Origin of the sequence: Novosphingobium sp. JCM 18896, from assembly GCF_025938095.1 — a bacterium.
Taxonomy (GTDB): Bacteria; Pseudomonadota; Alphaproteobacteria; order Sphingomonadales; family Sphingomonadaceae; genus Novosphingobium.
This window is the reverse complement of the sequence record NZ_JAPCZF010000003.1, coordinates 123,542-145,039: the sequence shown is the minus strand read 5'-3', so window position 1 is coordinate 145,039 and position 21,498 is coordinate 123,542. Positions and strand designations below refer to the sequence as shown.

General features: G+C 67.9%; 23 protein-coding genes. 8 read left to right on the top strand and 15 right to left on the bottom strand.

The window, feature by feature from the left end; translation table 11 throughout:
• Positions 1-6 precede the first annotated feature (6 nt).
• The 3 genes from OLX23_RS11070 to OLX23_RS11060 all read right to left on the bottom strand — a co-directional run bounded on the left by OLX23_RS11070 (position 7) and on the right by OLX23_RS11060 (position 1,529).
• Complete coding sequence (locus OLX23_RS11070) at positions 7-438, bottom strand: response regulator (RefSeq protein ID WP_264445052.1); 432 nt, start codon at positions 436-438, stop codon at positions 7-9.
• Positions 439-555: 117 nt separating this feature from the next.
• Positions 556-864 carry a DUF1153 domain-containing protein gene (locus OLX23_RS11065; protein ID WP_264445051.1) on the bottom strand — a complete coding sequence of 103 codons (309 nt, stop codon included), beginning with the start codon at positions 862-864 and terminating at the stop codon, positions 556-558.
• A gap of 137 nt (positions 865-1,001) precedes the next feature.
• On the bottom strand, positions 1,002-1,529 hold the full coding sequence (locus OLX23_RS11060) for a TetR/AcrR family transcriptional regulator (protein ID WP_264445050.1): 528 nt from the start codon (positions 1,527-1,529) through the stop codon (positions 1,002-1,004).
• A 174-nt stretch (positions 1,530-1,703) separates the two neighbouring features.
• On the opposite strand from OLX23_RS11060, the gene OLX23_RS11055 reads away from it, so the two are divergent.
• Positions 1,704-2,993, top strand: a complete 1,290-nt coding sequence (locus OLX23_RS11055) for a cytochrome P450 (protein ID WP_264445049.1) — start codon at positions 1,704-1,706, stop codon at positions 2,991-2,993.
• A gap of 50 nt (positions 2,994-3,043) precedes the next feature.
• Here OLX23_RS11055 and OLX23_RS11050 read toward each other — a convergent pair whose 3' ends face one another.
• Together OLX23_RS11050 and OLX23_RS11045 are read right to left on the bottom strand one after the other, a co-directional pair.
• Positions 3,044-3,895: an SDR family NAD(P)-dependent oxidoreductase gene (locus tag OLX23_RS11050; RefSeq protein ID WP_264445048.1), complete on the bottom strand. Its 852-nt coding sequence runs from the start codon at positions 3,893-3,895 to the stop codon at positions 3,044-3,046.
• Positions 3,896-3,938: 43 nt separating this feature from the next.
• Positions 3,939-5,165, bottom strand: coding sequence for an RsmB/NOP family class I SAM-dependent RNA methyltransferase (locus tag OLX23_RS11045; RefSeq protein ID WP_264445047.1), 1,227 nt, complete (start codon positions 5,163-5,165; stop codon positions 3,939-3,941).
• A 54-nt stretch (positions 5,166-5,219) separates the two neighbouring features.
• Here OLX23_RS11045 and OLX23_RS11040 point away from each other — a divergent pair, with 54 nt between their 5' ends.
• On the top strand, positions 5,220-5,387 hold the full coding sequence (locus OLX23_RS11040; RefSeq protein ID WP_264445046.1) for a DUF1674 domain-containing protein: 168 nt from the start codon (positions 5,220-5,222) through the stop codon (positions 5,385-5,387).
• Positions 5,388-5,525: 138 nt separating this feature from the next.
• Here OLX23_RS11040 and OLX23_RS11035 read toward each other — a convergent pair whose 3' ends face one another.
• Positions 5,526-6,035 carry a L,D-transpeptidase family protein gene (locus tag OLX23_RS11035; protein WP_264445045.1) on the bottom strand — a complete coding sequence of 170 codons (510 nt, stop codon included), beginning with the start codon at positions 6,033-6,035 and terminating at the stop codon, positions 5,526-5,528.
• A 4-nt stretch (positions 6,036-6,039) separates the two neighbouring features.
• Positions 6,040-7,329 carry an adenylosuccinate synthase gene (locus tag OLX23_RS11030; RefSeq protein WP_264445044.1) on the bottom strand — a complete coding sequence of 430 codons (1,290 nt, stop codon included), beginning with the start codon at positions 7,327-7,329 and terminating at the stop codon, positions 6,040-6,042.
• 216 nt (positions 7,330-7,545) lie between these two features.
• Here OLX23_RS11030 and OLX23_RS11025 point away from each other — a divergent pair, with 216 nt between their 5' ends.
• On the top strand, positions 7,546-8,451 hold the full coding sequence (locus tag OLX23_RS11025) for an alpha/beta hydrolase (RefSeq protein ID WP_264445043.1): 906 nt from the start codon (positions 7,546-7,548) through the stop codon (positions 8,449-8,451).
• Here OLX23_RS11025 and OLX23_RS11020 read toward each other — a convergent pair.
• The 5 genes from OLX23_RS11020 to OLX23_RS11000 all read right to left on the bottom strand — a co-directional run bounded on the left by OLX23_RS11020 (position 8,429) and on the right by OLX23_RS11000 (position 13,527).
• Positions 8,429-8,830, bottom strand: a complete 402-nt coding sequence (locus tag OLX23_RS11020) for a nuclear transport factor 2 family protein (RefSeq protein ID WP_264445042.1) — start codon at positions 8,828-8,830, stop codon at positions 8,429-8,431. The two genes, OLX23_RS11025 and OLX23_RS11020, sit on opposite strands and share 23 nt — an antisense overlap.
• Entirely contained in the window at positions 8,827-9,423 is a 597-nt protein-coding gene (locus OLX23_RS11015) for a GNAT family N-acetyltransferase (RefSeq protein WP_264445041.1), read from the bottom strand. Before OLX23_RS11015 ends, OLX23_RS11020 begins: the two co-directional genes overlap by 4 nt.
• A 98-nt stretch (positions 9,424-9,521) precedes the next feature.
• On the bottom strand, positions 9,522-10,646 hold the full coding sequence (locus OLX23_RS11010; protein WP_264445040.1) for an ATP phosphoribosyltransferase regulatory subunit: 1,125 nt from the start codon (positions 10,644-10,646) through the stop codon (positions 9,522-9,524).
• Between the two features lie 56 nt (positions 10,647-10,702).
• Positions 10,703-12,286, bottom strand: a complete 1,584-nt coding sequence (serA, locus tag OLX23_RS11005; protein ID WP_264445039.1) for a phosphoglycerate dehydrogenase — start codon at positions 12,284-12,286, stop codon at positions 10,703-10,705.
• A gap of 110 nt (positions 12,287-12,396) precedes the next feature.
• Positions 12,397-13,527 (bottom strand): phosphoserine transaminase, encoded by a 1,131-nt coding sequence (locus OLX23_RS11000; protein ID WP_264445038.1) that lies wholly within the window; start codon positions 13,525-13,527, stop codon positions 12,397-12,399.
• A 245-nt stretch (positions 13,528-13,772) separates the two neighbouring features.
• On the opposite strand from OLX23_RS11000, the gene OLX23_RS10995 reads away from it, so the two are divergent.
• On the top strand, positions 13,773-14,387 hold the full coding sequence (locus tag OLX23_RS10995) for an extensin family protein (protein WP_264445037.1): 615 nt from the start codon (positions 13,773-13,775) through the stop codon (positions 14,385-14,387).
• A gap of 81 nt (positions 14,388-14,468) precedes the next feature.
• On the opposite strand, the gene OLX23_RS10990 is transcribed toward OLX23_RS10995, so the two are convergent.
• The gene (locus tag OLX23_RS10990) at positions 14,469-15,740 is read right to left on the bottom strand and encodes an amidohydrolase family protein (protein WP_264445036.1); all 1,272 of its coding nucleotides are present in this window, start codon (positions 15,738-15,740) and stop codon (positions 14,469-14,471) included.
• A 129-nt stretch (positions 15,741-15,869) separates the two neighbouring features.
• On the opposite strand from OLX23_RS10990, the gene OLX23_RS10985 reads away from it, so the two are divergent.
• Together OLX23_RS10985 and OLX23_RS10980 are read left to right on the top strand one after the other, a co-directional pair.
• Complete coding sequence (locus OLX23_RS10985) at positions 15,870-16,475, top strand: class I SAM-dependent methyltransferase (protein ID WP_264445035.1); 606 nt, start codon at positions 15,870-15,872, stop codon at positions 16,473-16,475.
• 124 nt (positions 16,476-16,599) lie between these two features.
• A complete protein-coding gene (locus OLX23_RS10980; protein WP_264445034.1) occupies positions 16,600-16,917 on the top strand; it encodes a hypothetical protein in 318 nt (105 codons plus the stop codon).
• 48 nt (positions 16,918-16,965) lie between these two features.
• Here the strand turns inward: OLX23_RS10980 and OLX23_RS10975 are convergent, their stop codons facing one another.
• Both OLX23_RS10975 and OLX23_RS10970 read right to left on the bottom strand, forming a co-directional pair.
• Positions 16,966-18,129, bottom strand: coding sequence for an acyl-CoA dehydrogenase family protein (locus tag OLX23_RS10975; protein ID WP_264445033.1), 1,164 nt, complete (start codon positions 18,127-18,129; stop codon positions 16,966-16,968).
• Positions 18,126-19,349 (bottom strand): cytochrome P450, encoded by a 1,224-nt coding sequence (locus OLX23_RS10970; protein WP_264445032.1) that lies wholly within the window; start codon positions 19,347-19,349, stop codon positions 18,126-18,128. The genes OLX23_RS10975 and OLX23_RS10970 overlap by 4 nt, the downstream gene beginning before the upstream one ends.
• Positions 19,350-19,555: 206 nt before the next feature.
• Here OLX23_RS10970 and OLX23_RS10965 point away from each other — a divergent pair, with 206 nt between their 5' ends.
• Positions 19,556-20,518 (top strand): hypothetical protein, encoded by a 963-nt coding sequence (locus OLX23_RS10965; protein WP_264445031.1) that lies wholly within the window; start codon positions 19,556-19,558, stop codon positions 20,516-20,518.
• A complete protein-coding gene (locus tag OLX23_RS10960; RefSeq protein ID WP_264445030.1) occupies positions 20,518-21,339 on the top strand; it encodes an NAD(P)-dependent oxidoreductase in 822 nt (273 codons plus the stop codon). The genes OLX23_RS10965 and OLX23_RS10960 overlap by 1 nt, the downstream gene beginning before the upstream one ends.
• Positions 21,340-21,498 lie beyond the last annotated feature (159 nt).

The following is a 21,498-nucleotide window of genomic DNA, read 5'->3' as shown; positions in this document are numbered from 1 at the left end:
TCGCGCCTAAGGCTGGCCGAGACGGGGCTTCCTCGCGAAGCGGGGCCCCGTCGCCTCGGCGCGGGCCAGCAGGCGCGCGGTCAGGGCCAGCAGGGCGGAGACCGGGAACGGCTTCATCAGCACGTCGACGTGCGAGAACTGCGGCACGATGAAGCTCGGCGCGTGGGCGGTGGTGATCGCCCAGGGGATCTGCAGTTCGTCGAGCTTGCGGCCGACGTCGAACGAGACATGCTCGTCGATCTGGAGATCGAGGATCGCCGCGTCGATCTCGCGATGATCGAGGATCGCCAGCGCCTGCGCGATCGTTTTGGCCGGGCCGACCACCTCGTGGCCGGCGAACTGCAGCGTGTCCTCGATGAACAGCGCGTTGAGCATGTCGTCCTCGAGGACGAATATCCGGGCCGGGCGGCGAACCGCCGCGGCGTCTTGGACAAGCATGGGGACCTCCGCCGGGTCTAGGGGCAGCCCGAGATGCCGGCGCGAGGCGGGCTGGGCTGAGCGCGACGATGTCGGCGCAGGGCGGCACCGCCGGCCGCCGAAGCGGCCGGCACGCGTTTACGAATGGGCGTGAACCGCCTGCCGCGAAGCCGTGCGACGCGCCTGCTGCGAGCAGGTAACGCGCAGGCCGGCAATACCGTCGCGCTCCGTGGCGCGGCACCATTCGTCGAGTTCTTCGGCGCTGAGGCCGTACCAGTTGCAGGCGTCCTCGGCCGTCACCAGCTCACGCTGGACCGCAGCGACGATTTCCGCCTTGCGGCGCGCGGTCCAGCGTACGGTGTCGCACGGCGGCAGACCGATCAGCGCCAACAGATCGCCGACGGGAACTTCCGTGCCTGCCGCTATGATGTTCGGGCTGTAGTGCATTCCATTGCTCCTTCATCCCCCTGTGCATGTCCCCTGTGCACGGGAAGAAGGGCGCCCGACCTACCTTCCGAGACCTAAACGGAATTGGTTAACGTCGGCAGGCGGAGCGCGAACCGCGATGGAATACCCGAACGGCTTCAGCCCTTCGCGAAAGTCGAGGCCGAGATCAGGCGATGCAGGATGTCCGCCACCTGCTCGGCCGAATAGGCGTCGCGCGGCTGCGTCAGCCACCAGGCGATCGTCTCGACGATCAGGCTGGTCGAGCAGATCGTGCCCAGTTCCTTGGGCAGCCAGGTCGTCACCGAATCCCGCGTTTCCGAAACCATCCGCGCGTGCCGCAGCCATTCGCCGCGCATCGTCGTACCCGCGCCGCCGTTAAGCAGAATCGCCCAGAGCTGGCGATGCTCGGCGACGTAGGCGCACAAGGCGGCGAGCGAACCGCGGTCGTCGCCGGCGTCCTTGATCGGCAAGGTCAGTTCGACCGAGGTGGCGATCTGTTCGGCCGCGATATGATCGAGCAGCGCTTCCTTGCCCGGATGGTGGCGGAAGAAGGTGGCGTAGTGGACACCCGCTTCCGCGCAGATGTCGCGCACGGTGATCTGATCGAACGACTTACGCTCGAGCAGGTGCAGCAGCGCATCGCGCAAGGCGGCGCCCGATCGCACCGCGCGCGCATCCTTGGCGGTTGACCCGCGGGGGGCTTTACGATTATGCGCCACTGTAGCGCACAAATCGAGATTCGGATCGTTTCGCTCGCTCATGCCGCTCTCGAAGCAGCAGGAGCCTGTCCGAGGCAAGCCATTTCGCGGAAATGCGGACAAACCCTGGGAGCCGAGAAAATGCAGGCCTTGGTCGAACGCGACTATTTCACCGACTACGAGATCCTCAAGGATCCCTATGCCTTCTTCAACGCGCTGCGCGAGTATGGGCCGGTCTACCAGCCGCCGGGCAAGGACTACTACATCGTCACCGGCTTCGAGGAAGCGCTCGAGGTGCTGCGCAACCACGATGCCTTCTCGGCGATCATCGCGCTGCAGGGCGCCGGCGCGCCGCTGCCCTTCGTGCCGCACGGCGCCGACATCAACGCCCAGATCGAAGAGCACCGCCAAGCGTTCCCCGGCTGGGATCAGGTCGTCAACATGGACGACGATCGCCACACCAAGCTGCGCGCGCTGATCAACACGCTGTTCGTCCCCTCGCGTCTGAAGGCCAGCGAGGCCTTCATCGAGGACTATTCGGACGCGATGGTTCGCAAGGCCGTGGGCAATGGCAAGGTCGAGCTGATCGGTGAGATCGCCACGCCCTTCGTCACGGTGGTCGTCGCCGACCTGCTCGGCGTGCCGGTCGAAGATCGGCAGATCTTCATGGACGCGATCGCCAAGGCGCCGCCTCCGGGCAGCCTCGACGGCGGCAATCCGATGGAGGGCGAGGAGCATCCCTTCGCGGTCATGGGCAAGTACTTCTTCGGCTATGTCGCCGATCGCAAGGCGAACCCGCGCGAGGACATCCTCAGCGAGCTGACCCACGCCAAGTACAACGACGGCACCACGCCCGAGGTCTACGACATCGTCCAGCTCGGCATGTTCATGTTCGGCGCGGGCCAGGACACCTCGGCAAAGCTGCTCGGCAATTCGATGAAGTATCTGGTCGAGCAGCCCGAGCTCCAGGACCGGCTGCGCGCCGATCCCAAGCTGATCCCGGCCTTCCTCGAGGAAGTGCTGCGGATCGAGGGCTCGACCAAGCAGACCGCCCGCCTCGCGCGCAAGGACACCAAGATCGGTGACGTCGAGATCCCGGCCGGGACGCGCATCCTCGTCGCGCTGTCGGCCGCCAACCGCGATCCCGCGCGCTGGGAGAACCCGAACGAGCTCGTCGTCGGCCGCAAGAAGGTGATCGAGCACGTCGGCTTCGGCCGCGGCAAGCACGTCTGCGCGGGCGCGCCGCTCGCCCGCGTCGAGGTCCGCGTGATCTACGAGAAGCTGCTCGAATACACCTCGAAGATCGAACTCGATCTCGACAAGCACCCCAACGGCGTGGCCGACCTGTCCTACGAGCCGAGCTTCATCATCCGCGGCCTCGCGACGATGAACCTCAAGCTGACGCCCTCGGACAAGTTCAAGGCGGACTGAGTGTAGGATCCTCCCCGTTTCTGGCGCAGCCACAAATAGGGAGGATCCGACTACCCCTTGCCGATCGAACGCAGGTAATCGTCGCGGACCTGGCCGAACAGTTCGTTCTGCTTGAGCGTCTCACCCGCGGTGACGCCGCCGTCTACCGCGATGATCTGGCCGGTGATGTGCGCGGCGCGGTCGCTGGCGAGGAACATCGCCATGTTGCCGATGTCGCGCGGATCGCCGGTGTGCTTGAGCGGCTGGGTCACGAGGCGCGCGGGTTCGATCGCCGCGATCAGGCCTTTCATCTCCTCGTCGCTGAGCCCGGGGATCGGCAGCGAATTCATCCGCGTCGGGATGCCGCCCGGGGCGATCGCGTTGACGCGGATGCCGTATTCGCCGAGGTCAACCGCGGCGCAGCGGGTGAACACGTTGATCCCCGCCTTCGAGGCGCGATAGGTCGGGATCGCATAGCTCGGTTCGAGCGCCGCGATCGAGCTGGTGTTGATGATCGAGCCCCGGCCCTTGGTCCGCATGTGCAGCCCGGCGAAGCGCGTCGCGTGCATGACGCTGGCGAGATTGGTGTTCATCACCGCGTCGAAATCGTCGAAGCCGTCATCGAGCAGGCGCTGGTGAAACGCGCCGGGCATGCCCGCATTGTTGAACAGCACGTCGAGGTCGCCGAATTCGGTGATCGCGAAATCGATCAGCGCCGCGAGCTGATCCTTGCGCGAGACGTCGGTGCGCAGGAAGCGCGCGGCTTGGCCGATCGATCGCGCCAGGGCTTCGCCCGCCTCGCTATCGAGATCGGCGATGACGACGCGCGCGCCCTCCTCGGCGAAGACCTCGACCGCGCCGCGGCCGATGCCCTGCGCACCGCCGGTGACGATCGCCACCTTGCCATCGAGTTCGTTCGCCATCCGCATCTCCCGTCTTGTGCGGGCCGACTATGGCGGGCGGCGATCAGGCGCGCCAAGCTCCCACGAAGAAGCCATCCATGCCCCCGCCAGCCAAACCATTGGCGGCCATGCCGGGATCGGTGCGCAGCCAGCCTTCGGGCGTGCTGGCGAAACCGGGCAGCTCGATCGGGTCTCGTGTCAGCGTGACCTCGGCGGCGCGTTCTTCGCCTTCCTCGCGTTCGAGCGAACAGACCGCATAGACCAGCCGCCCGCCGGGATCGAGCCAGCCGGCGGCGCGTGCAAGCAGCGCGGCCTGGAGTTCGGCCATCTCGGCGATCTGACGCGGACCGATGCGGTGGAGCACGTCGGGATGGCGGCGGCAGGTGCCCGTCGCGGTGCACGGCGCGTCGAGCAGCACGGCGTCGAACTTCGCCTCTGGCTCCCACTTGAGCGCATCGGCGGCGACGATCTCCGCGGTCAGACCCGTGCGATCGAGATTCTGGCGCAGCCGTTCGAGCCGCTTGGCGCTGATGTCGAGCGCAGTGACCTGCCAGCCCGCCGCCGCAAGCTGGAGCGTCTTCCCGCCCGGTGCGGCGCACAGATCGAGCGCGCGGCGTCCCTCGCCGGCACCGAGCACGCGCGCAGGCAGTCCGGCCGCGAGATCCTGCACCCACCAGGCACCATCCGCGAAACCGTCGAGGTTCTCGATCGCCTCGCCGCGCGGCAGGCGCAGATGGCCGGGCATCAGCGACACGCCGCCGAGACGCTCGGCCCATTGTTCGGTCTCGGCAGGATCGCGCAAAGTCAGGTCGAGCGGCGGCGGCTCGCCCAAGGCAGCGGCGATCGCCGGTGCCCGCGCGCGCCAGCGCTCGACCACGCGCGCCGGCAAGGTCGGCGCGTCGGGCAGGCGCACACCGCGCTTGTTCAAGGTCGAGAACACGCCGTGCGCCAGCCGCTTCGGGCCGCCCGACAGCAGGGGCAGCGCCGTCGCGATGATCGCGTGCGGCGGCGTATCCAGCCGCAGCCACTGCGCCAGCATCAACCGCAGCACGGCGCGCGGCTTGGCATCTTCGGGCAGGACCTGCTGGGTGGCGCTGTCGATCAGCGCATCGATATCGGTCAGCCAGCGCAGCGTCTCGGCCGTAATCGCACGGGCCAGCGCGCGATCGGCATCGGCCCGCACGTTCTGCAGGGCGTTGTGCGTCGCCTGATCGAGCGTCTCGCCGCGGCGCAGGACGGCATCGAGCAGACGGAGCGCGGCGGCGCGCGCCGGTAATCCGGGAATATCCATCGCTGGCCCCTAATGCAGATTGCATCGCGGGGCCAGTCGTCCCACATGGGGCGCATGACCGAGCGAGCGACCAAACGCCCCGAAGGCTTCGTGAAGCCCGCGAACTGGACCAACGAGCCCGCCCCCGTGCCCGAGAAGCCGAAGACCGGGGACGATCCCGACGGTCTCGCGCCTACCCGCTATGGCGACTGGGTCAGGAACGGCATCGCGGTCGATTTCTGACGGGGGTCTGGCGGAAACGCCGCTTTCCTACCCTGCGCGCTTTCGGCAGGATGTGCCGGCTGGCCGCAACGGCCCGCATAAAGTGACAGTTTTTCGCTCAGGCCGCTGTCACTTTCGTCACCTTTGTCACTTTGTGCGTCAGGGTAGGATGTCGATCACGGTGCCATCGGGCACCGCGCTCCACAGCACTTCGATCTCGTCGTCGCTGACCGCGATGCAGCCGTCGGTCCAGTCGCCGGGCACGCGGGCGCCGTTTCCCCCTCCCGCCCAGTCGTTGGGCTGGCCGTGGATGAAGATGAGCCCGCCGGGGCTGCGGCCTCTGGCTCTGGCATAAGCGACGTCGGCCGCGTTCGGGTAGGAGATGTGCAGCGACAGGTAGTAGCTGCTGTTCCGGTTGCCGTAGTCGATCGTATAGCGACCCTCGGGGGTGCGCTCGTCGCCCTGGAAGCGCTTGTGGCCCGAGGGCGCGTCGCCGAGCTGGATGCCCTCGATCGTGTGGACGAGCCGGCCGCCGGCATAGAGCTCGATCACCCGCGCGGCCTTGCGCACGACGACCTGCTCGATCGTCGGCAGTTGCAGCGGCACCTCCGCCCCCGCCGCGCCGGTCAGCAAGCTGAAACCGATCGCAGCGAGGCGGAGCGCCTTCATCGCATCAATCCACGAAGGGATCGCGCACGAGGATCGTGTCCTCGCGCTCGGGGCTGGTCGAAACCAGCGCGACCGGGGTCTGGATCAGTTCCTGCACGCGTTGGATGTACTTGATCGCCTGCGCGGGCAGATCGGCCCAGGAACGGGCGCCGGCGGTGGTGCCCTGCCAGCCTTCCATTTCCTCGTAGATCGGCTCGACGTTGGCCTGATCGGCCGCATGGCTCGGGAAGTAGTCGAGCACCTTGCCGTTGAGGCGATAGCCGGTGCAGATCTTCACCGTCTCGAAGCCGTCGAGCACGTCGAGCTTGGTCAGGGCGATGCCGGTCACGCCCGAGATCGCGCAGGACTGGCGCACCAGCACCGCGTCGAACCAGCCGCAGCGGCGCTTGCGACCGGTGACCGTGCCGAACTCGTGGCCGCGCTCGCCGAGGCGCTGGCCGGTCTCGTCCTCGAGCTCGGTCGGGAACGGGCCCGAGCCGACGCGCGTGGTATAGGCCTTGACGATACCGAGCACGAAGCCGGTCGACGACGGGCCGAGGCCCGAGCCCGAGGCGGCGGTGCCGCTGACCGTGTTCGAGCTGGTGACGAAGGGATAGGTGCCGTGATCGACGTCGAGCAGCACGCCCTGCGCGCCCTCGAACAGGATGCGCGCGCCGGCCTTGCGCACGGTGTTGAGGCGGCTCCAGACCGGCTCGGCATATTGCAGCACCGACGGCGCGATCTCGCGCAGCGCGTCGAGCAGCGCCTGGCGATCGACCGGCGGCTGGCCGAAGCCGGCGCGCAGCGCGTCGTGGTGCGCGCAGAGGCGATCGAGCTGCGCGTCGAGCGCGTCGAGGTGGGCGAGGTCGCAGACGCGGATCGCGCGGCGGCCGACCTTGTCCTCATAGGCAGGGCCGATGCCGCGGCCGGTCGTGCCGATCTTGCCGGCGCCGGCGGCGTTCTCGCGCATCACGTCGAGCTCGCCGTGGATCGGCAGGATCAGCGGGCAGTTGTCGGCGATCGCGAAGTTCTCGCGGGTGATCTTGACGCCCTGGCCTTCGAGCTTGGCGATCTCGCTCTTGAGGTGCCAGGGATCGAGCACCACACCGTTGCCGATGATCGACAGCGTGCCGCGCACGATGCCCGAGGGCAGCAGGCTCAGCTTGTAGACCTGCTCGCCGACGACGAGCGTGTGGCCGGCGTTGTGGCCGCCCTGGAAACGGACGACGGCGTCGGCGCGGCTGGCCAGCCAGTCGACGATCTTGCCTTTGCCCTCGTCGCCCCACTGGGCGCCGATCACGGTTACGTTAGCCATGGATAGAGTCCTCCACCCTGCCAGGAAAATCCGCAAGCGCCCTTCGACAGGACTCGACGCCGGGATGGGACAGGCGGGCCTTCTGGCCCCAATGCGGGGCGCGGCCTACTTGTGACAGTTCGCAGCGTCAAGGTCCAAAGCCGGCACCAGGCCGGACAGTTCATCGCCGGTTAGGGCAGCCTGTGTGCAATTGGGCGCGCAAGCGGGAGTGAACGCATGAACAAGACCCTGACCGTAGCCCTTCTGGCGCTGGTGGCGAGTTCCGTCCCGGCCGACGCGCAGCGCCTGCGCGACCGACTCCTGCGCGGCGAGGCGGCCAGCGCCGGGGTCGCCGTCCCGGCCGATCGCACGCTCACCTATGGCAGCGATCCGCAGCAGAAGCTCGACCTGTGGCGCGCGAAGGGCGTTACCGGGCCGGCGCCGCTGGTGCTCTTCGTCCACGGCGGCGGCTGGCAGCGCGGCAGCAAGGACAACGCCACCGGCCGCGCCAAGGCGACGCACTATCCCGAAGCCGGCTATGCCTTCGCCTCGATCGACTATCGCCTCGTCCCCGAGGCCACGGTCGAGCAGCAGGCGCAGGACGTCGCCCAAGCGCTGAAGGCCGTGCTAGACCAGGCCGCCGCGCTCGGCATCGATCGCCGCCGCGTCGTGCTGATGGGCCACAGCGCGGGCGCGCACCTGGTCGCGCTGGTCGGCACCGACGAGCGCTATCTGCGCGCCGCCGGCCTTTCCTTCGCCGACCTTGCGGGCGTGATCCCGATCGACGGCGCCGCCTACGACGTCCCCGCACAAATGGCCGAGGCCGGCCGGTTCATGCAGGCCACCTATCAGCAGGCCTTCGGCACCGAGGCCGAGCGCCAGCGCCGGCTCTCGCCGACGCTCCACGCCGGAACGCCCAATGCGCCGCGTTTCCTGCTGCTGCATGTCGAACGCGACGACGGTACGAGGCAGACGCAAGGCCTCGCCACGGCGCTGCGCACGGCCGGGACCGAGGTCGAGGTTCAGGCCTTCCCCGGTACCGGCCTTCGCGGCCACATGGAGATCAACCGCCGGCTCGGCGATCCCGCCTATGCCGCGACGCCCGTGGTCGACGCCTGGCTCAAGCGGGTGTTTGCCCGCTGACCGCGCCCGGCCGCTCGGGCAGGTTGTAGAACCCGCGCACCGAGACGATCCGGCCCGCGGCATCGAAGCGGAACTGGTCGACGATCGGCGCGAGGCGCTGGCGCCGCTCGGGCGGGCCCATCTCGCAGGCCATGATCGCCAGGGCCTCGCTGCCGCAGACGATCACCGTGTCGGTCAGCCAGATCCGCACCTGGTTGCGGACGATGTCGTTCCAGATCGGCCCGACGACCTGGTCCTTGCCCTGCACCTGGCGGATGCCGACGGGGTCCTCGTAGACCACGTCCTCGGCATAGAGCCCGGCCCAGGCCGCGGCGTCCTGCTCGGACTGCGCGCGGCAATAGGCTTCGATCGCAGCGACGATCTCCGCGCGCCCGGTCATGGCTGCCCCCAGAGCATGCCCCAGACATGCGGTCCGTCGTCGGGGATGTCGAACTCGTCGATCACCTGGAAGCCGACATGCCGGTAGTAGCCGAGATTGTCGGGGTTCATCACCTCGACGTAGACGGGCATGCCCGCCGCCTCGGCGAGCGCGAGCCCGCCGCGCACGATCGCTCCGCCCAGTCCCGTACCCTGCGCCGCAGGGCGCACGCCGATGAATTGCAGATACCACCAGTCGAAATCGACCGGCTGGTGCGCCTTTAAGGTCGCCCCCATCAGCTGCGAGCGTTCGCCACCCGCGCTGAAGGCACGCGCCATGGCGGTGTGCCAGGGCGCCATCTCGTGCGGCTCGGGATGGATGCGCCCGGGCAGACGCCAGAGCGAGACCGCGTCGCTGGCCTCCGAGCGCAGCGCCACGCCCTGCAGCAAGGTGCCGCCGACGATCGGTTCGAAGAAATAGGGCAGGCGCGAAATCCGATCCGCGCGGTCGGGCCAGATCCAGGCCAGACCGGGATCGTCGGCGAAAGCCTCGCAGAACGATCGCACCATCACGTCGGCGTCGCCCGCTTCAGCGCGGGTCATCGTGGTTTGCATCAAGCCTCTCCCAAAGCTCGTCTGAGAACAATGTTCTCAGATCGATGTAGCCGATGCGACGCGGGAGGTAAAGCAGCGGGATCGGAAAATGGGCGCGCCTAGAGCGCGATGGCCTCGCTACCGCTGAGGCGATGCGTGCAGCCGAGCGCGCGGGCATCGTCGCCCTCGCCCAGCGCCGCGACGGTGCGCCAGCCGATCGCCCGCAGGCGAGCCGCCGCCGCGACGTCGTGGCCGAGCGGCAGGAACAGCGTGTCGCGCGGCGGCTCGATCGCAGCGAGCGCGTCAATCAGCGGATCGGGATAGAGCGAGAAACCGGTCGCGGCTTCGTCCTGCCCCGCGTGCTTGGTCAGGATGCGATAGGTGCCGCCACGGCCGAGCACGCCCGAGACGCCCTCGGCATAGATCGTGAAGCCGAACCACGACTGGTATTCGAAACCGTGACGCTCGGAGGGATCGAGCGTGACCCGCGCGAGGCCCGAGACGCGCGCGGCGATCTCGCGCAGGCCCGCGATGCGGCTGGCGAGGGCACCGCCGGCATCGATCGCCGCGAGGCGCTCGATCGCGGTGTCGAACGGACCGATCGCGGTCAGCAGCGGCAGATAGGCCTCGCCCCCGGCAGCAACCAAGCCACCGGCATCCTTGGCATCGAGCTCGCGGCGAACTGCCTCGATCCGGTCCGCCGGCAGCGGCAGTGCCTTCTCGGCCAGGGTGTCGACGAGATCGGGCAAGGTGAAGTCGACCGACACGCCGCGCGCGCCCGCGGCCGCCAGGGTCTCGATCGCGATGGCGACCTGCTCGGCCGCGGCGGCGACCGAGTCGCTGCCGATCAGCTCGGCGCCGAGCTGCAGGCGCTCGCGCGTGGGATCGAGCCCATCGCCCTTGATCGTGACGACCTGCCCCGCATAGCACAGCCGCAGCGGCCGCGCGGCGCCGGCCAGGCTGGTCGCGGCGATGCGGCCGACCTGCGGGGTGATGTCCGACCGCAGCGCCAGGGTGCGCAGGCTCGCCGGATCGACGAAGCGGAACATGCGGCGCGGCTGCACGCCTTCCATGCGGCTCGCCAGCGATTTCTCGAATTCGATCGAAGGCGGCTGCACGCGATCGTAGCCATGGCTCTCGAGCACGTCGATCGCGGCGCGCGTCGCGCGTGCTGCCACCGCGGCACTGCGCGGCAGCCGGTCCTCGAGCCCCTCGGGCAGCAGATCGCGGTCGGTGTCTTCCATCGTGCGCGCGCCTTAGCGGGAACGTCGCCCCGGCGAAAGCCGGGACGACATACCAATCAGAACGACAGCGCCTTGACGCGCTTGACGCCCGGCAGCGAGCAAGCCTTGTCGAGCACGTCCTGCGACACGGGGCTGTCGACCGACAGCAGCAGCACCGCCTCGCCGCCGGCTTCGCGGCGACCGAGGTTGAACGTGCCGATGTTGATCGCGTTCTCGCCCAGCAGGGTACCGACGCGGCCGATGAAGCCCGGCGCGTCCTCGTTGACGATGTACATCATCGAACCGGCCAGCTCGGCCTCGACCTTGATGCCGAACAGTTCGACCAGGCGCGGTTCGCTGTTGCTGAACAGCGTGCCGGCGACCGAACGCTCGCCCGCCTCGGTCTTCACCGAGACGCGGATCAGCGTGTGGTAGTCACCCTCGCGCTCGGTCTTGATCTCGCGCACTTCCATGCCGCGCTCCTTGGCGAGGAACGGCGCGTTGACCATGTTCACGCTGTCCGACTGGACGCGCAGGAAGCCGGCGAGCACGGCCGCGGTGATCGGCTTGATGTTGAGCTCGGTCGCGGCACCCTCGGTGTGGATCGAGATGCGCGGGATCGAACCCGTGGTCAGCTGACCGACCAGCGAACCCAGCTTCTCGGCCAGGGCCATGTAGGGCTTGAGCTTCGGAGCTTCCTCGGCGCTCAGGCTCGGCATGTTGAGCGCGTTGGTGACGCCGCCGTTGACCAGGTAGTCGGCCATCTGCTCGGCCACCTGCAGCGCGACGTTGACCTGGGCCTCGTTGGTCGAGGCGCCGAGGTGCGGCGTCGCCACGAAGTTGGGCGTGCCGAACAGCGGGTGCTCCTTGGCGGGCTCGGTGACGAACACGTCGAGCGCAGCGCCGGCGACGTGGCCCGAATCGAGCGCGGCCTTCAGCGCGTCCTCGTCGATCAGACCACCACGCGCGCAGTTGACGATGCGCACGCCCTTCTTGGTCTTGGCGAGGTTTTCCTTCGACAGGATGTTGCGCGTCTGGTCGGTCAGCGGCGTGTGCAAGGTGATGAAGTCCGCACGCTCGAGCAGCTGGTCGAGCTCGACCTTCTCGACGCCCATGTCCACCGCGCGCTCGGGCGACAGGAACGGGTCGAAGGCGACGACCTTCATGCGCAGGCCCAGCGCGCGGTCGGCAACGATCGAGCCGATGTTGCCCGCACCGATCAGACCCAGCGTCTTGCCGGTCATCTCGACGCCCATGAAGCGGTTCTTCTCCCACTTGCCGGCCTGGGTCGACAGGTCGGCCTCGGGCAGCTGGCGGGCCAGCGCGAACATCAGCGCGATCGCGTGCTCGGCGGTGGTGATCGAGTTGCCGAAGGGCGTGTTCATCACGACGATGCCCTTGGCCGAGGCCGCCGGGATGTCGACGTTGTCGACGCCGATGCCGGCGCGGCCGATGACCTTGAGGTTGGTCGCGGCGTCGATGATTTCCTGCGTCGCCTTGGTCGAGCTGCGGATCGCCAGGCCATCGTACTGGCCGATGATCGCCTTCAGCTCTTCGGGGGTCTTGCCGGTGATCTCGTCGACCTCGCAGCCGCGCATGCGGAAGATCGCGGCGGCATTGGGGTCCATCTTGTCGGAAATGAGGACTTTGGGCTTGGTCATTTTGAAATTCCAATCACTACGTCGTCACCCCGGACTTGATCCGGGGTCCCGCTTCATTGCGGGCAAAAGGACAGTGGGACCCCGGCTCAAGGCCGGGGTGACGGAATAAGTTAGGCGGACTTCAGCGTGGCGTAGGCCCAGTCGAGCCAGGGGCCGAGCGCCTCGATGTCGGCCGTGTCGACCGTGGCGCCGCACCAGATGCGCAGGCCCGCGGGGGCGTCGCGATAGCCGGCGACGTCATAGGCCGCGCCTTCCTTCTCGAGCAGTCCGGCGAACTGCTTGATGAAGTCGGCATCGGCGCCTTCGACGGTGAGGCAGACCGAAGTCTTCGAGCGCGTCGCTTCGTCCTCGGCGAGATGGCCGAGCCACGAACGCTCGGCAACGATCTTGTCGAGCGCGGCGGCATTGGCGTTCGAGCGCGCCTGCAGCCCGGCGAGACCGCCGAGGCCCTTGGCCCATTCGAGCGCGAAGATCGCGTCTTCGACCGCGAGCATCGACGGGGTGTTGATCGTCTCGCCCTTGAACACGCCCTCGGCGAGCTTGCCCTTGGACACGAGGCGGAACACCTTCGGCAGCGGCCAGGCGGGGGTGTAGGTTTCGAGACGCTCGACCGCACGGGGGCCGAGGATCAGCACGCCGTGGCCGCCCTCGCCGCCCAGGACCTTCTGCCAGGAGAAGGTGGCGACGTCGATCTTCGACCAGTCGATGTCGTAGGCGAAGACCGCCGAGGTGGCGTCGGCAAAGGTCAGGCCTTCGCGGTCGGCGGGGATCCAGTCGGCGTTCGGCACGCGCGCGCCCGAGGTCGTGCCGTTCCAGGTGAACAGGACGTCGGTGGTGAAGTCGACCTGGCTCAGATCGGGGACCTGGCCATAGTCGGCGCGGATCACCGTCGGATCGAGCTTGAGCTGCTTGGCGGCATCGGTGACCCAACCTTCACCGAAGCTTTCCCAGGCCAGCGTGGTCACGCCGCGCGCGCCCAGCATCGTCCACATCGCCATCTCGAAGGCGCCGGTGTCCGAGCCGGGCACGATGCCGATGCGGTGCGTCTCGGGCAGCTGCAGCACTTCGCGCATCAGGTCGATGCTGTACTGAAGGCGCGACTTGCCGATCTTGGCGCGGTGCGAGCGGCCCAGCGATTCGGTGGCGAGTTTTTCGGGGGCGTATCCGGGCGGCTTGGCGCAGGGACCGGAAGAAAAGAACGGACGCGCAGGCTTGCGCGCCGGGTACGTTACGTCAGTCATTTAAGACTCTCCTCACAGAGAGCACGCGCGGCGTTGGGACCGCGTGGCCCGGCGCCGCGTTTAGAGGCACGGGGGCGCAAGTCAAGTCACGCACCCAAGGTTTCTGCCGAAGTCCCCAGCACCCCGCGCAGGGCCAACGGTTCACCGCAACGTCAATATCTTATTAACCACGTTGGCGGAAATTGACCTGCGTCATGCGGCGAATTCTCTTCCTTCTCCCGCTCCTCGCAGCCCTCGGCGGCTGCATGGACATTCCGCAGGCTTCAGCGCCCAAGCGGCAGGCGGTTCGGCAATCGACGCAGAGCTTCACGCCGCGCCCCGACGCGCGCCAGTGCCTGTCGGAGCTGGGCATGACCCGGGCCAACTTCACCCCGCTGCCCGATCAGTATTTCGGTGCCGGCTGCTCGACCGTGAACACCGTGCGGCTTTCCAGCCTGCAGGGCGACAGCGCCATGTTCGCGCTGTCGAACCTCGGTCCGGTCGCCTGCCCGCTGGCCAACACCTTCGCCGCCTGGGCGCGCTTCGGCGCCGACCGCGCGGCGCGGCAGATCCTCGGCTCCGCGCTCGTGCGGATCGAGACGATGGGTTCCTACAACTGCCGCAACGTCGCGGGATCGGGCAAGCGCTCGGCCCACGCCCGCGCCGAGGCGATCGACGTCGCCGCCTTCATCCTGGCCGACGGCCGCCGGGTTTCCGTGCTCGACGACTGGAACGGCGGATCGGCGGACGAACGCCGATTCCTGCGCACGGTCCACGCCAGCGCCTGCAAGCGCTTCGGCACGACCCTGGGCCCCGGCTACAACGCGGCCCACGCCAACCACTTCCACGTCGAACTGAGCGGCAGCAGCTTCTGCCGCTGATACGAAAACCCTCCCCCGAACCGGGAGAGGGCCTTTCGTGTTCGCGATGCCGCGCCCCCGCCTGGACGGGGGCTTCGGCGATCAGAACGGCAGGTTGTAGAACCGCACCGGGTTGTCCTGCAGCACCTTCTTCGCGGTCGCCTTGTCGTAGCCCGAGAAGACGTCGCGCAGGTGCTCCTGCACGCCCGGATAGAGCGAGGTCGGGTGCGGGAAGTCGGTTTCGAACATGACGTTGTCGACGCCGATGGTCTCGAGCAGGAGCTTGGGACCGACCTTCTCGAACCAGAACGAGCACATGAACTGGTCGCGGAAGTATTCCCACGGACGGCGCTGCAAGGTCTTCGAGAAGCGCGGCAGCATTTCGTTGAACTGGTGCTCGAGCGCTTCGACCGCGAAGGGCACCCAGCCCATGCCGCTCTCGATCAGGCCGATCTTGAGCTTGGGGTACTGGTCGAGACGGCCCGAGACCATCCAGTTGCCGAGCGTGGCGGCATTGCCGATCGAGAACATCGTCGCGACGACCGACAGCGTCTGCTCGAACTGGAAGCCTTCCCAGGTCAGCGTGTTGGGATCGACCGCCGAGTTCAGGTGGAAGTTCAGCGAGGTACCGGTCGACTCGCACATTTCGAGCACGCCGTCCCAGTAGTCGTGGCTGAAGCTGGGCACGCCGACGCGCTCGGGGGTGTCGGGCAGGACCAGGCCCTTGAGGCCCATGTCGATGCAGCGACGCAGCTCGGCTTCCATTTCCTTCTTATTCCAGAAGGGCAGATGGATCATGTTGAAGATGCGCTGGCCGCTCTCTTCCTGGAAATCGCGCGAGGCGTCGTTGTAGAGCTGGACGATCGTCTTCGCGAGTTCGAGATCGCCGAGGCTCATCAGCGAGCCGGCCTGGGTCACGCCAGAGTTCTGGAACGCGATCTGGGCATAGATGCCCATGTCGTCCATCGCCTGGAGGCGATCCTTGACGAGGTGGCCGCCGGGGTGCGCCTGCTCGAGCTTGGGGAAGGCCAGACGTCCAAGCAGCTTGTTCTTGTCGGCGCGGATGACGTTGCCGCCCATCGAACCGAAGTTGCGGTCACCGACGTACCAGCGCTCAACGCCGTCGCCGTCGAGCTTCACGTAAGGCACCTTGTCCTTCAGCGCGGCGGGGGCGCGGCTGGTGAAGAGATCGGGCGCCTCGGTGATGTGGGTGTCGCAGTCGACGATCTTGATGCCAGCGAATTCGGGGAAGAGCCCGCCCGACTGGGTGGCATAGTCCACCTCGCGGATCACGCCGCCTTCGGTATAACCCTCGGCAGACCAGTACTTCCTGGCGTTCTGTGCCATTTCCTTGGTGTCGACATCATCGGCCATCGCCGTTCTCCCGGAATGAGGAATAATGGGGTTCATGTCGCAGTCCGAGGCCGCGATTTCAATGGACATGCCAACGCCGAAGCGATGATTCACCCCTGACATCGGTGAAAATGCCCTATGGAGCCCGCCATGGACCAAGACGCCCGCCGCTCCGCCCCCGCCACCCAGCGCAACCGCGACCCGATTCTCGACGTGCTGCGCCCGCTCCTGCCCGAGACGGGGATCGCGCTCGAAGTGGCCAGCGGCACCGGCGAGCACGTCATCCATTTCGCGCGCGCCTTCCCCTTCCTGCGCTGGCAGCCGAGCGACCCCACGCCCGACGCGCGCGCCTCGATCGCCGCCTGGACCGAGGCGAACGGCCTGATGAACGTCCTGTCGCCGCTGGATCTCGATGCCGCGGCCGAGGCCTGGCCGATCGCGCGCGCCGACGCGGTGCTCTGCATCAACATGATCCACATCAGCCCTTGGGAAGCGACCGAGGGGTTGATGCGCGGCGCTGGGCGGCTGCTGAGCGCAGGCCAGCCGCTCTATCTCTACGGCCCCTATCGCCGCGCCGGCCATCCGCTCGCGCCGAGCAACGCCGCCTTCGACGCCGATCTCAAGCACCGCGATCCGCGCTGGGGCCTGCGCGAGCTCGACGACGTGACCGCGCTTGCCGAAGCCGCCGGGCTCGCGTTCGAGGCCGTGATCGAGATGCCGGCGAACAATCTTTCGGTGATTTACCGCAAGCGCTGACGCCTCGTCGCGCAAAGCGCTCCGTTCATCTTTCTTTGCAATTGGATGAACGAATGGCTCCGCAGCCGTTCAGGCGAGTCGGACGATAAAGTCCTCAACGACCGCACAGATGTGGAGGACTCAAATGCGTAAGCTCATTCTTGGCGCCGCGATGGCCGCGCTTCTTTCGCCGCTCGCCGCCACGGCGGCTTCGGCCCAGCCCTATGGCTACGGCTATCGCGGCGGCAGCAACGAGGTTCGCCGCGAGGTGCGCGAATGCCAGCGCGAACTGCGTCGCGCCGACAGCCGTCGCGAATACGAGCGCGAGCGTCGCGAATGCCGCCGCGAAATTTCGCAGGCCCGCCGCGAGGCCTCGCGCGACCATCGTGACTGGCGCCGCGATCGTGACCGCTACGGTTATGGCTATGGCTATGGCTACAACAACGGCTATCGCGGCTGGTAACACCGCATGACGAAGGTCGGGGCCAGACCCCGGCCTTTTCCGTTCCGGTCAGAATACCAGGACCGCACCCTCGGCGTCCGCCAGCACCCTGCCCGCATCGATCAGCGACTGTTCGGCGGTGAGGAAATGGGCGTTGCCGGCCTGGATGTCGCGCACCGCCCGCTGGAGGCGGCTGCCGTTGCGCACCGAATGGGTCGTGCAGGACGCAAAAGCGGTCTGCGCCACCCGCGATGCGACCACGAAAGCGTGGCTGGTTGACAGCCGCCCCTCGAGCCGCGTTGCCGCCGCAATCTCCCGGCCATCGACGGCGTCGTCGTAGAGACGGTCGAAGGTTCCACGAAACCACGCTTCGGCCGCACGAAGATCGGCGGTCGCCGTGGCGAAATCGCGCTGGAAGGCCTCGCTCTCGCTCATCGGCTTGCCACTGCCGCGCGGCTTGCCTTTGGCGAAGGCCAGCCACTCGTCGAGCACGCGCCGCGTCGCGCCGATCGCGAAGGCGCCGTGCGAGATGCAGGGCAACGCCATGAAGCCCATGCGATAGAGCGCGCCGCCACGGCGGTGCACGGGCGCCGCGGTGTTGTGGAAGAAGTCCTCGTGGAGCAGTTGCTCGGTCACCTCGAAATCGTAGGAGCCGGTGCCGCGCAGGCCGATCACGTCCCAGTTGCCGAGGAACTTCACGGTCTCGCGCGGGGCCAGACCGATCAGCATGACCGGGCCGCCATGGTCCGACATCACCGGCCTAAGTCCATCGAGGCCGTCCTCGTGCAGCACGTAGCCGCCGACGATGAACTGCGCGTGCGGACTGCCCGAGCCGAACGAGTAGCGGCCCGAGATGCGATAGTGATCGCCCTCGCGCACGGCCTTGCCCGTCGGCGCGGCCTGGCCGGCGGCGTGGACGAAGCGGCCATTCGGGAAGATCGCCTCGACCGCCCTGTCGCCGAGGAAGGCGCCGGCGACCGAGCCGCCGGTCATCACCGCATGGGCATACCAGCCCGCCGAGCCGTCCCAGTAGGACAGCTCGGAAATCACGTCGATGAGCTCTGCCGGCGTCGCCTCGCCACCGCCGACGTCGCGCGGCGCCATCAGCGCGAAGACGCCGAGATCGTCGATCGTCCGCACCACTTCGGCCGAAAGCTCGGTCGCCAGCGAGGCCTCGGCCGCGGCCTGGTCGATCGCCGGACCGATCGCGCGGACCTTGTCGAGCCAGCTCATGCGGGCGTGAACGCGATGGGCAGGCCCTTCATGCCCCAGACCCCGGGGAACGGCCGCCAGCCGGGCGCGCCCGCGAGCTTGGGCGCGCGCATGTGCTGCGCGACGAGGTGGATGCCCTCCTGCAGCTGGGCACGCGCGATATACTGGCCCAGGCACATGTGCCGGCCCATGCCGAAAGCGAGCTGGCGCCGCGTCGGGTCGATCGTCCGCTCGGGATCGAAGGCATCGGGCCGCTCGAACGCGGTCGGATCGCGGCCCGAGACGTTGAGCGTGAAGAAGATCATCGTGTCCGCCGGGATCAGCACGTTGCGATAGACGAAGTCCTGCTTGCTGAAGCGGAAGGTCGAGCTGGGATTGAACACCCGCAGCGCTTCCTCGACCACCTTGCGGCAATATTCGTGATCCTCGGCGCAGCGTTCGTAGACCTCGGGATATTCGGTCATCAGCGCCATCATGTAGGTGAACACGTTCTTCGACGTGTCGTAGCCGGCAACGAACAGGAAGATCAGCAGGTCCACCAGCTGACGCGCCGAGATGCCACCCTCGTCGCTGGCCTCGATCAGCATGTCGAGCAGATCCGCGGGCGCATCCGCAGGCTTGGGATTGGCGCGGCGCTGCGCGACCAGTTCCTCGCTGAACTCGGTCAGATGGAGCACGGCCGCGTCGAGCCGGGGCAGCATCTTCGGGTCCATGCTCATGCCGAGGCCCACGGCTTCCATCGACGCGCGCAGACCGGGAATCGCCGACTGCGGCGCGCCGATCATCTGGGTGGTGACCGCGACCGGATAGTACGAGGCGAACTCCTCGAAATCGATCTCGCCCTTGGGCACCCATTCCTTGAGCAGGCGCTCCATCGTCTCGCGCATCAGCGGGCGCAGCTGGTTGGCATAGCGCGGCGTGAACTTGGCCGCGAAGGTGCCGCGCATCAGCGTGTGCTCCTTCTCGGGCATGGCGATCATCTGCTCTTCGGTGAAGCGCCCCCAGGGACTGCCCTGCGCGCCCATCACCTCGACCACGCCATCGAACGAGGGCCGCAGCTTGTCGTCCTGGACGAGCAGGTCGCGGATCGCCTGGTATTCGAAGATCACGTAACCGGCATCGCACTTGGCGATCCACGGGTGCTTGGCGCGCGCCTTGGCGAATTCGGGCAGCGGCTCGGCCGCGAAGGCAGGCTCCTCCCAGCGCAGGTGATAGAGATCGAGATCGGCGAGCGCCTGCATGGCGTAGTCCTTCCGGCTTCCTCTGGTCTCGTTTGTGAGACTCGTTGGATCGGATGTGCCGCAAGCTAGCGCGCAGCGAAAGCGCGAAAGCGCCCGGCGCCGCATCCAGGGCGCCGTCGGAATGGCCGGACTGCGGCGGGGATCAATCGGCGAAGGCGGACGCTCCAAACTGGAGCCAACTTGCCTAGGGATCGCAAGGCGATAGGATGATCGAGAGGGCGGCACCCGCCACCCGCGGAGTGCCCGAAGTGACCGCCACCGTCGATCTCGAACGCCTGAGAGGGCTGCGCCTGTTCATCGGCACGCCGATGTATTCGGGGCACTGCTGTTCGGCCTTCACGCTGTCGCTCGCGCAGTTGACGGCGCTGTGCACGCAGATCGGCGTCGAGCTGCGCTTCTACTTCGCCTGCCACGAGGCGCTGATCACCAAGGCACGCAACGTCACCGCCGACGAGTTCCTGCGCTCGGGCGACGACGTGCTGATGTTCATCGATGCCGACATCGGCTTCGATCCGAACGACGTCATCCGCCTGCTCGCGCTGCAGACGGGTGCCGGCGGCGCGGCGTTCGACGTGATCGCCGCGCCCTATCCGATCAAGACGATCGCCTGGGAGAACCTGCGCGAAGCCGCCAAGCGCGGGCTCGCCGATGGCGATCCCGCCAGGCTCGCCCACTATGCCAGCCCGGTGGCGGTGAGCCCGGCCCAGGACGCGCCTTTCGCGCTCGACCGGCCGGTCGAGGTCAGCCAGGCCGGTACCGGCTTCATGATGATCCGTCGCGCGACCTTCGAGCGCTATCGCCAGGCCTGGCCGCTCAAGCGCTATCGTCCCGAAAGGATCGGCATCAGCGTCGACGCCTCCGACGAGATCCACGCCTTCTTCGAAACCGAGATCGACACCAAGCACGACAACCTGCTCGCCGAGATGCGCGCGCATCGCGCGCTGTTCCCGCAGGCCACGGCCGACGAACTGGTGTCCTATCTCGAAAGCGAAGGGAGCGCATTCCGCCAATACAGCGCGATGCACGTCTCCGAGGACTATGCCTTCTGCCGGCGCGTCCGCGAGGCGGGCATGAAGGTCTGGCTCTGCCCCTGGATGCAGCTGACACATACTGGCGAGCAGACCTTCGTCGGCCGCCTGGCCGATCTCGCCACGATCGACGCGGTCTGATGAAGATCGGACTGATAGGTGCGGGCCGGATGGGCCGCCCGATCCTCGACCGGCTCCGCGAGGCCGGCCACGATGCCGCGGTGCTCGTGCGCCAGGCGGAAGCCCGTGAGGACGCCGCCGCCGCGGGCCTGAGCGCTCACGCCAGCATCGCCGAGACCGTGCGCGATGCCGACCTCGTGTTCTGCGTGGTGCTCAACGACGCGCAGGTTCGCGAGGTCTGCCTGGGCCCCGATGGCGCGATCGCGGCGATGAAGCCGGGCGCGGTGCTGGTCCAGCACACCACCTCCGATCCCGCGACCGCGCAGCTCCTCGGCGTGGCCGCAGCCGAACGCGGCGTGCAGGTCCTCGACGCCGCGCTGTCGGGCGGGCCGCACGACATCGCCGCGGGGCGGCTGACCTTGTGGGTCGGCGGCGACGAGGCCGTGCTCGCCGCGGCGCAGCCGGCACTCGCCAGCTATGCCGATCCGATCCTGTTCGTCGGCGCGCTCGGCAACGGGCAGAAGGTCAAGCTGGTCAACAATGCGCTGTTCGTCTCGCAGGTCGGGCTCGCGGTCGAGGCCGTGCGCCTGGCCGGCGCGCTGGGCATCGACGAACCCGCGATCCTCGCCGCGCTCCAACACGGAAGCGGTGCCAGCCGTGGCCTGGCCGTGGTCGCCAGCGGTGGCTCGGTCGCGGCGGTGGCGCCGCGCATCGGCGCGCTGATGGCCAAGGACGTCGCCACCGTGCGCGCGGTCGCGGCCCATGCCGGTGTCGATCTCGGCGTGATCGGCGAGGTGCTGGCTTCCGACGCGGTCGAGAAGCAGGTGTTGGGCGCGAATTAGAATCGTCCCGGACCGGATCGCGGTGCCTTCATCCTCCCCTACAAGGGGAGGTGGCATTGGCGAAGCCAATGACGGAGGGGTGTAACCGTCTCGGAGAGGGGGATACCCCTCCACCACCCGCTCCGCGGGCGGTCCCCCTCCCCTTGCAGGGGAGGATCA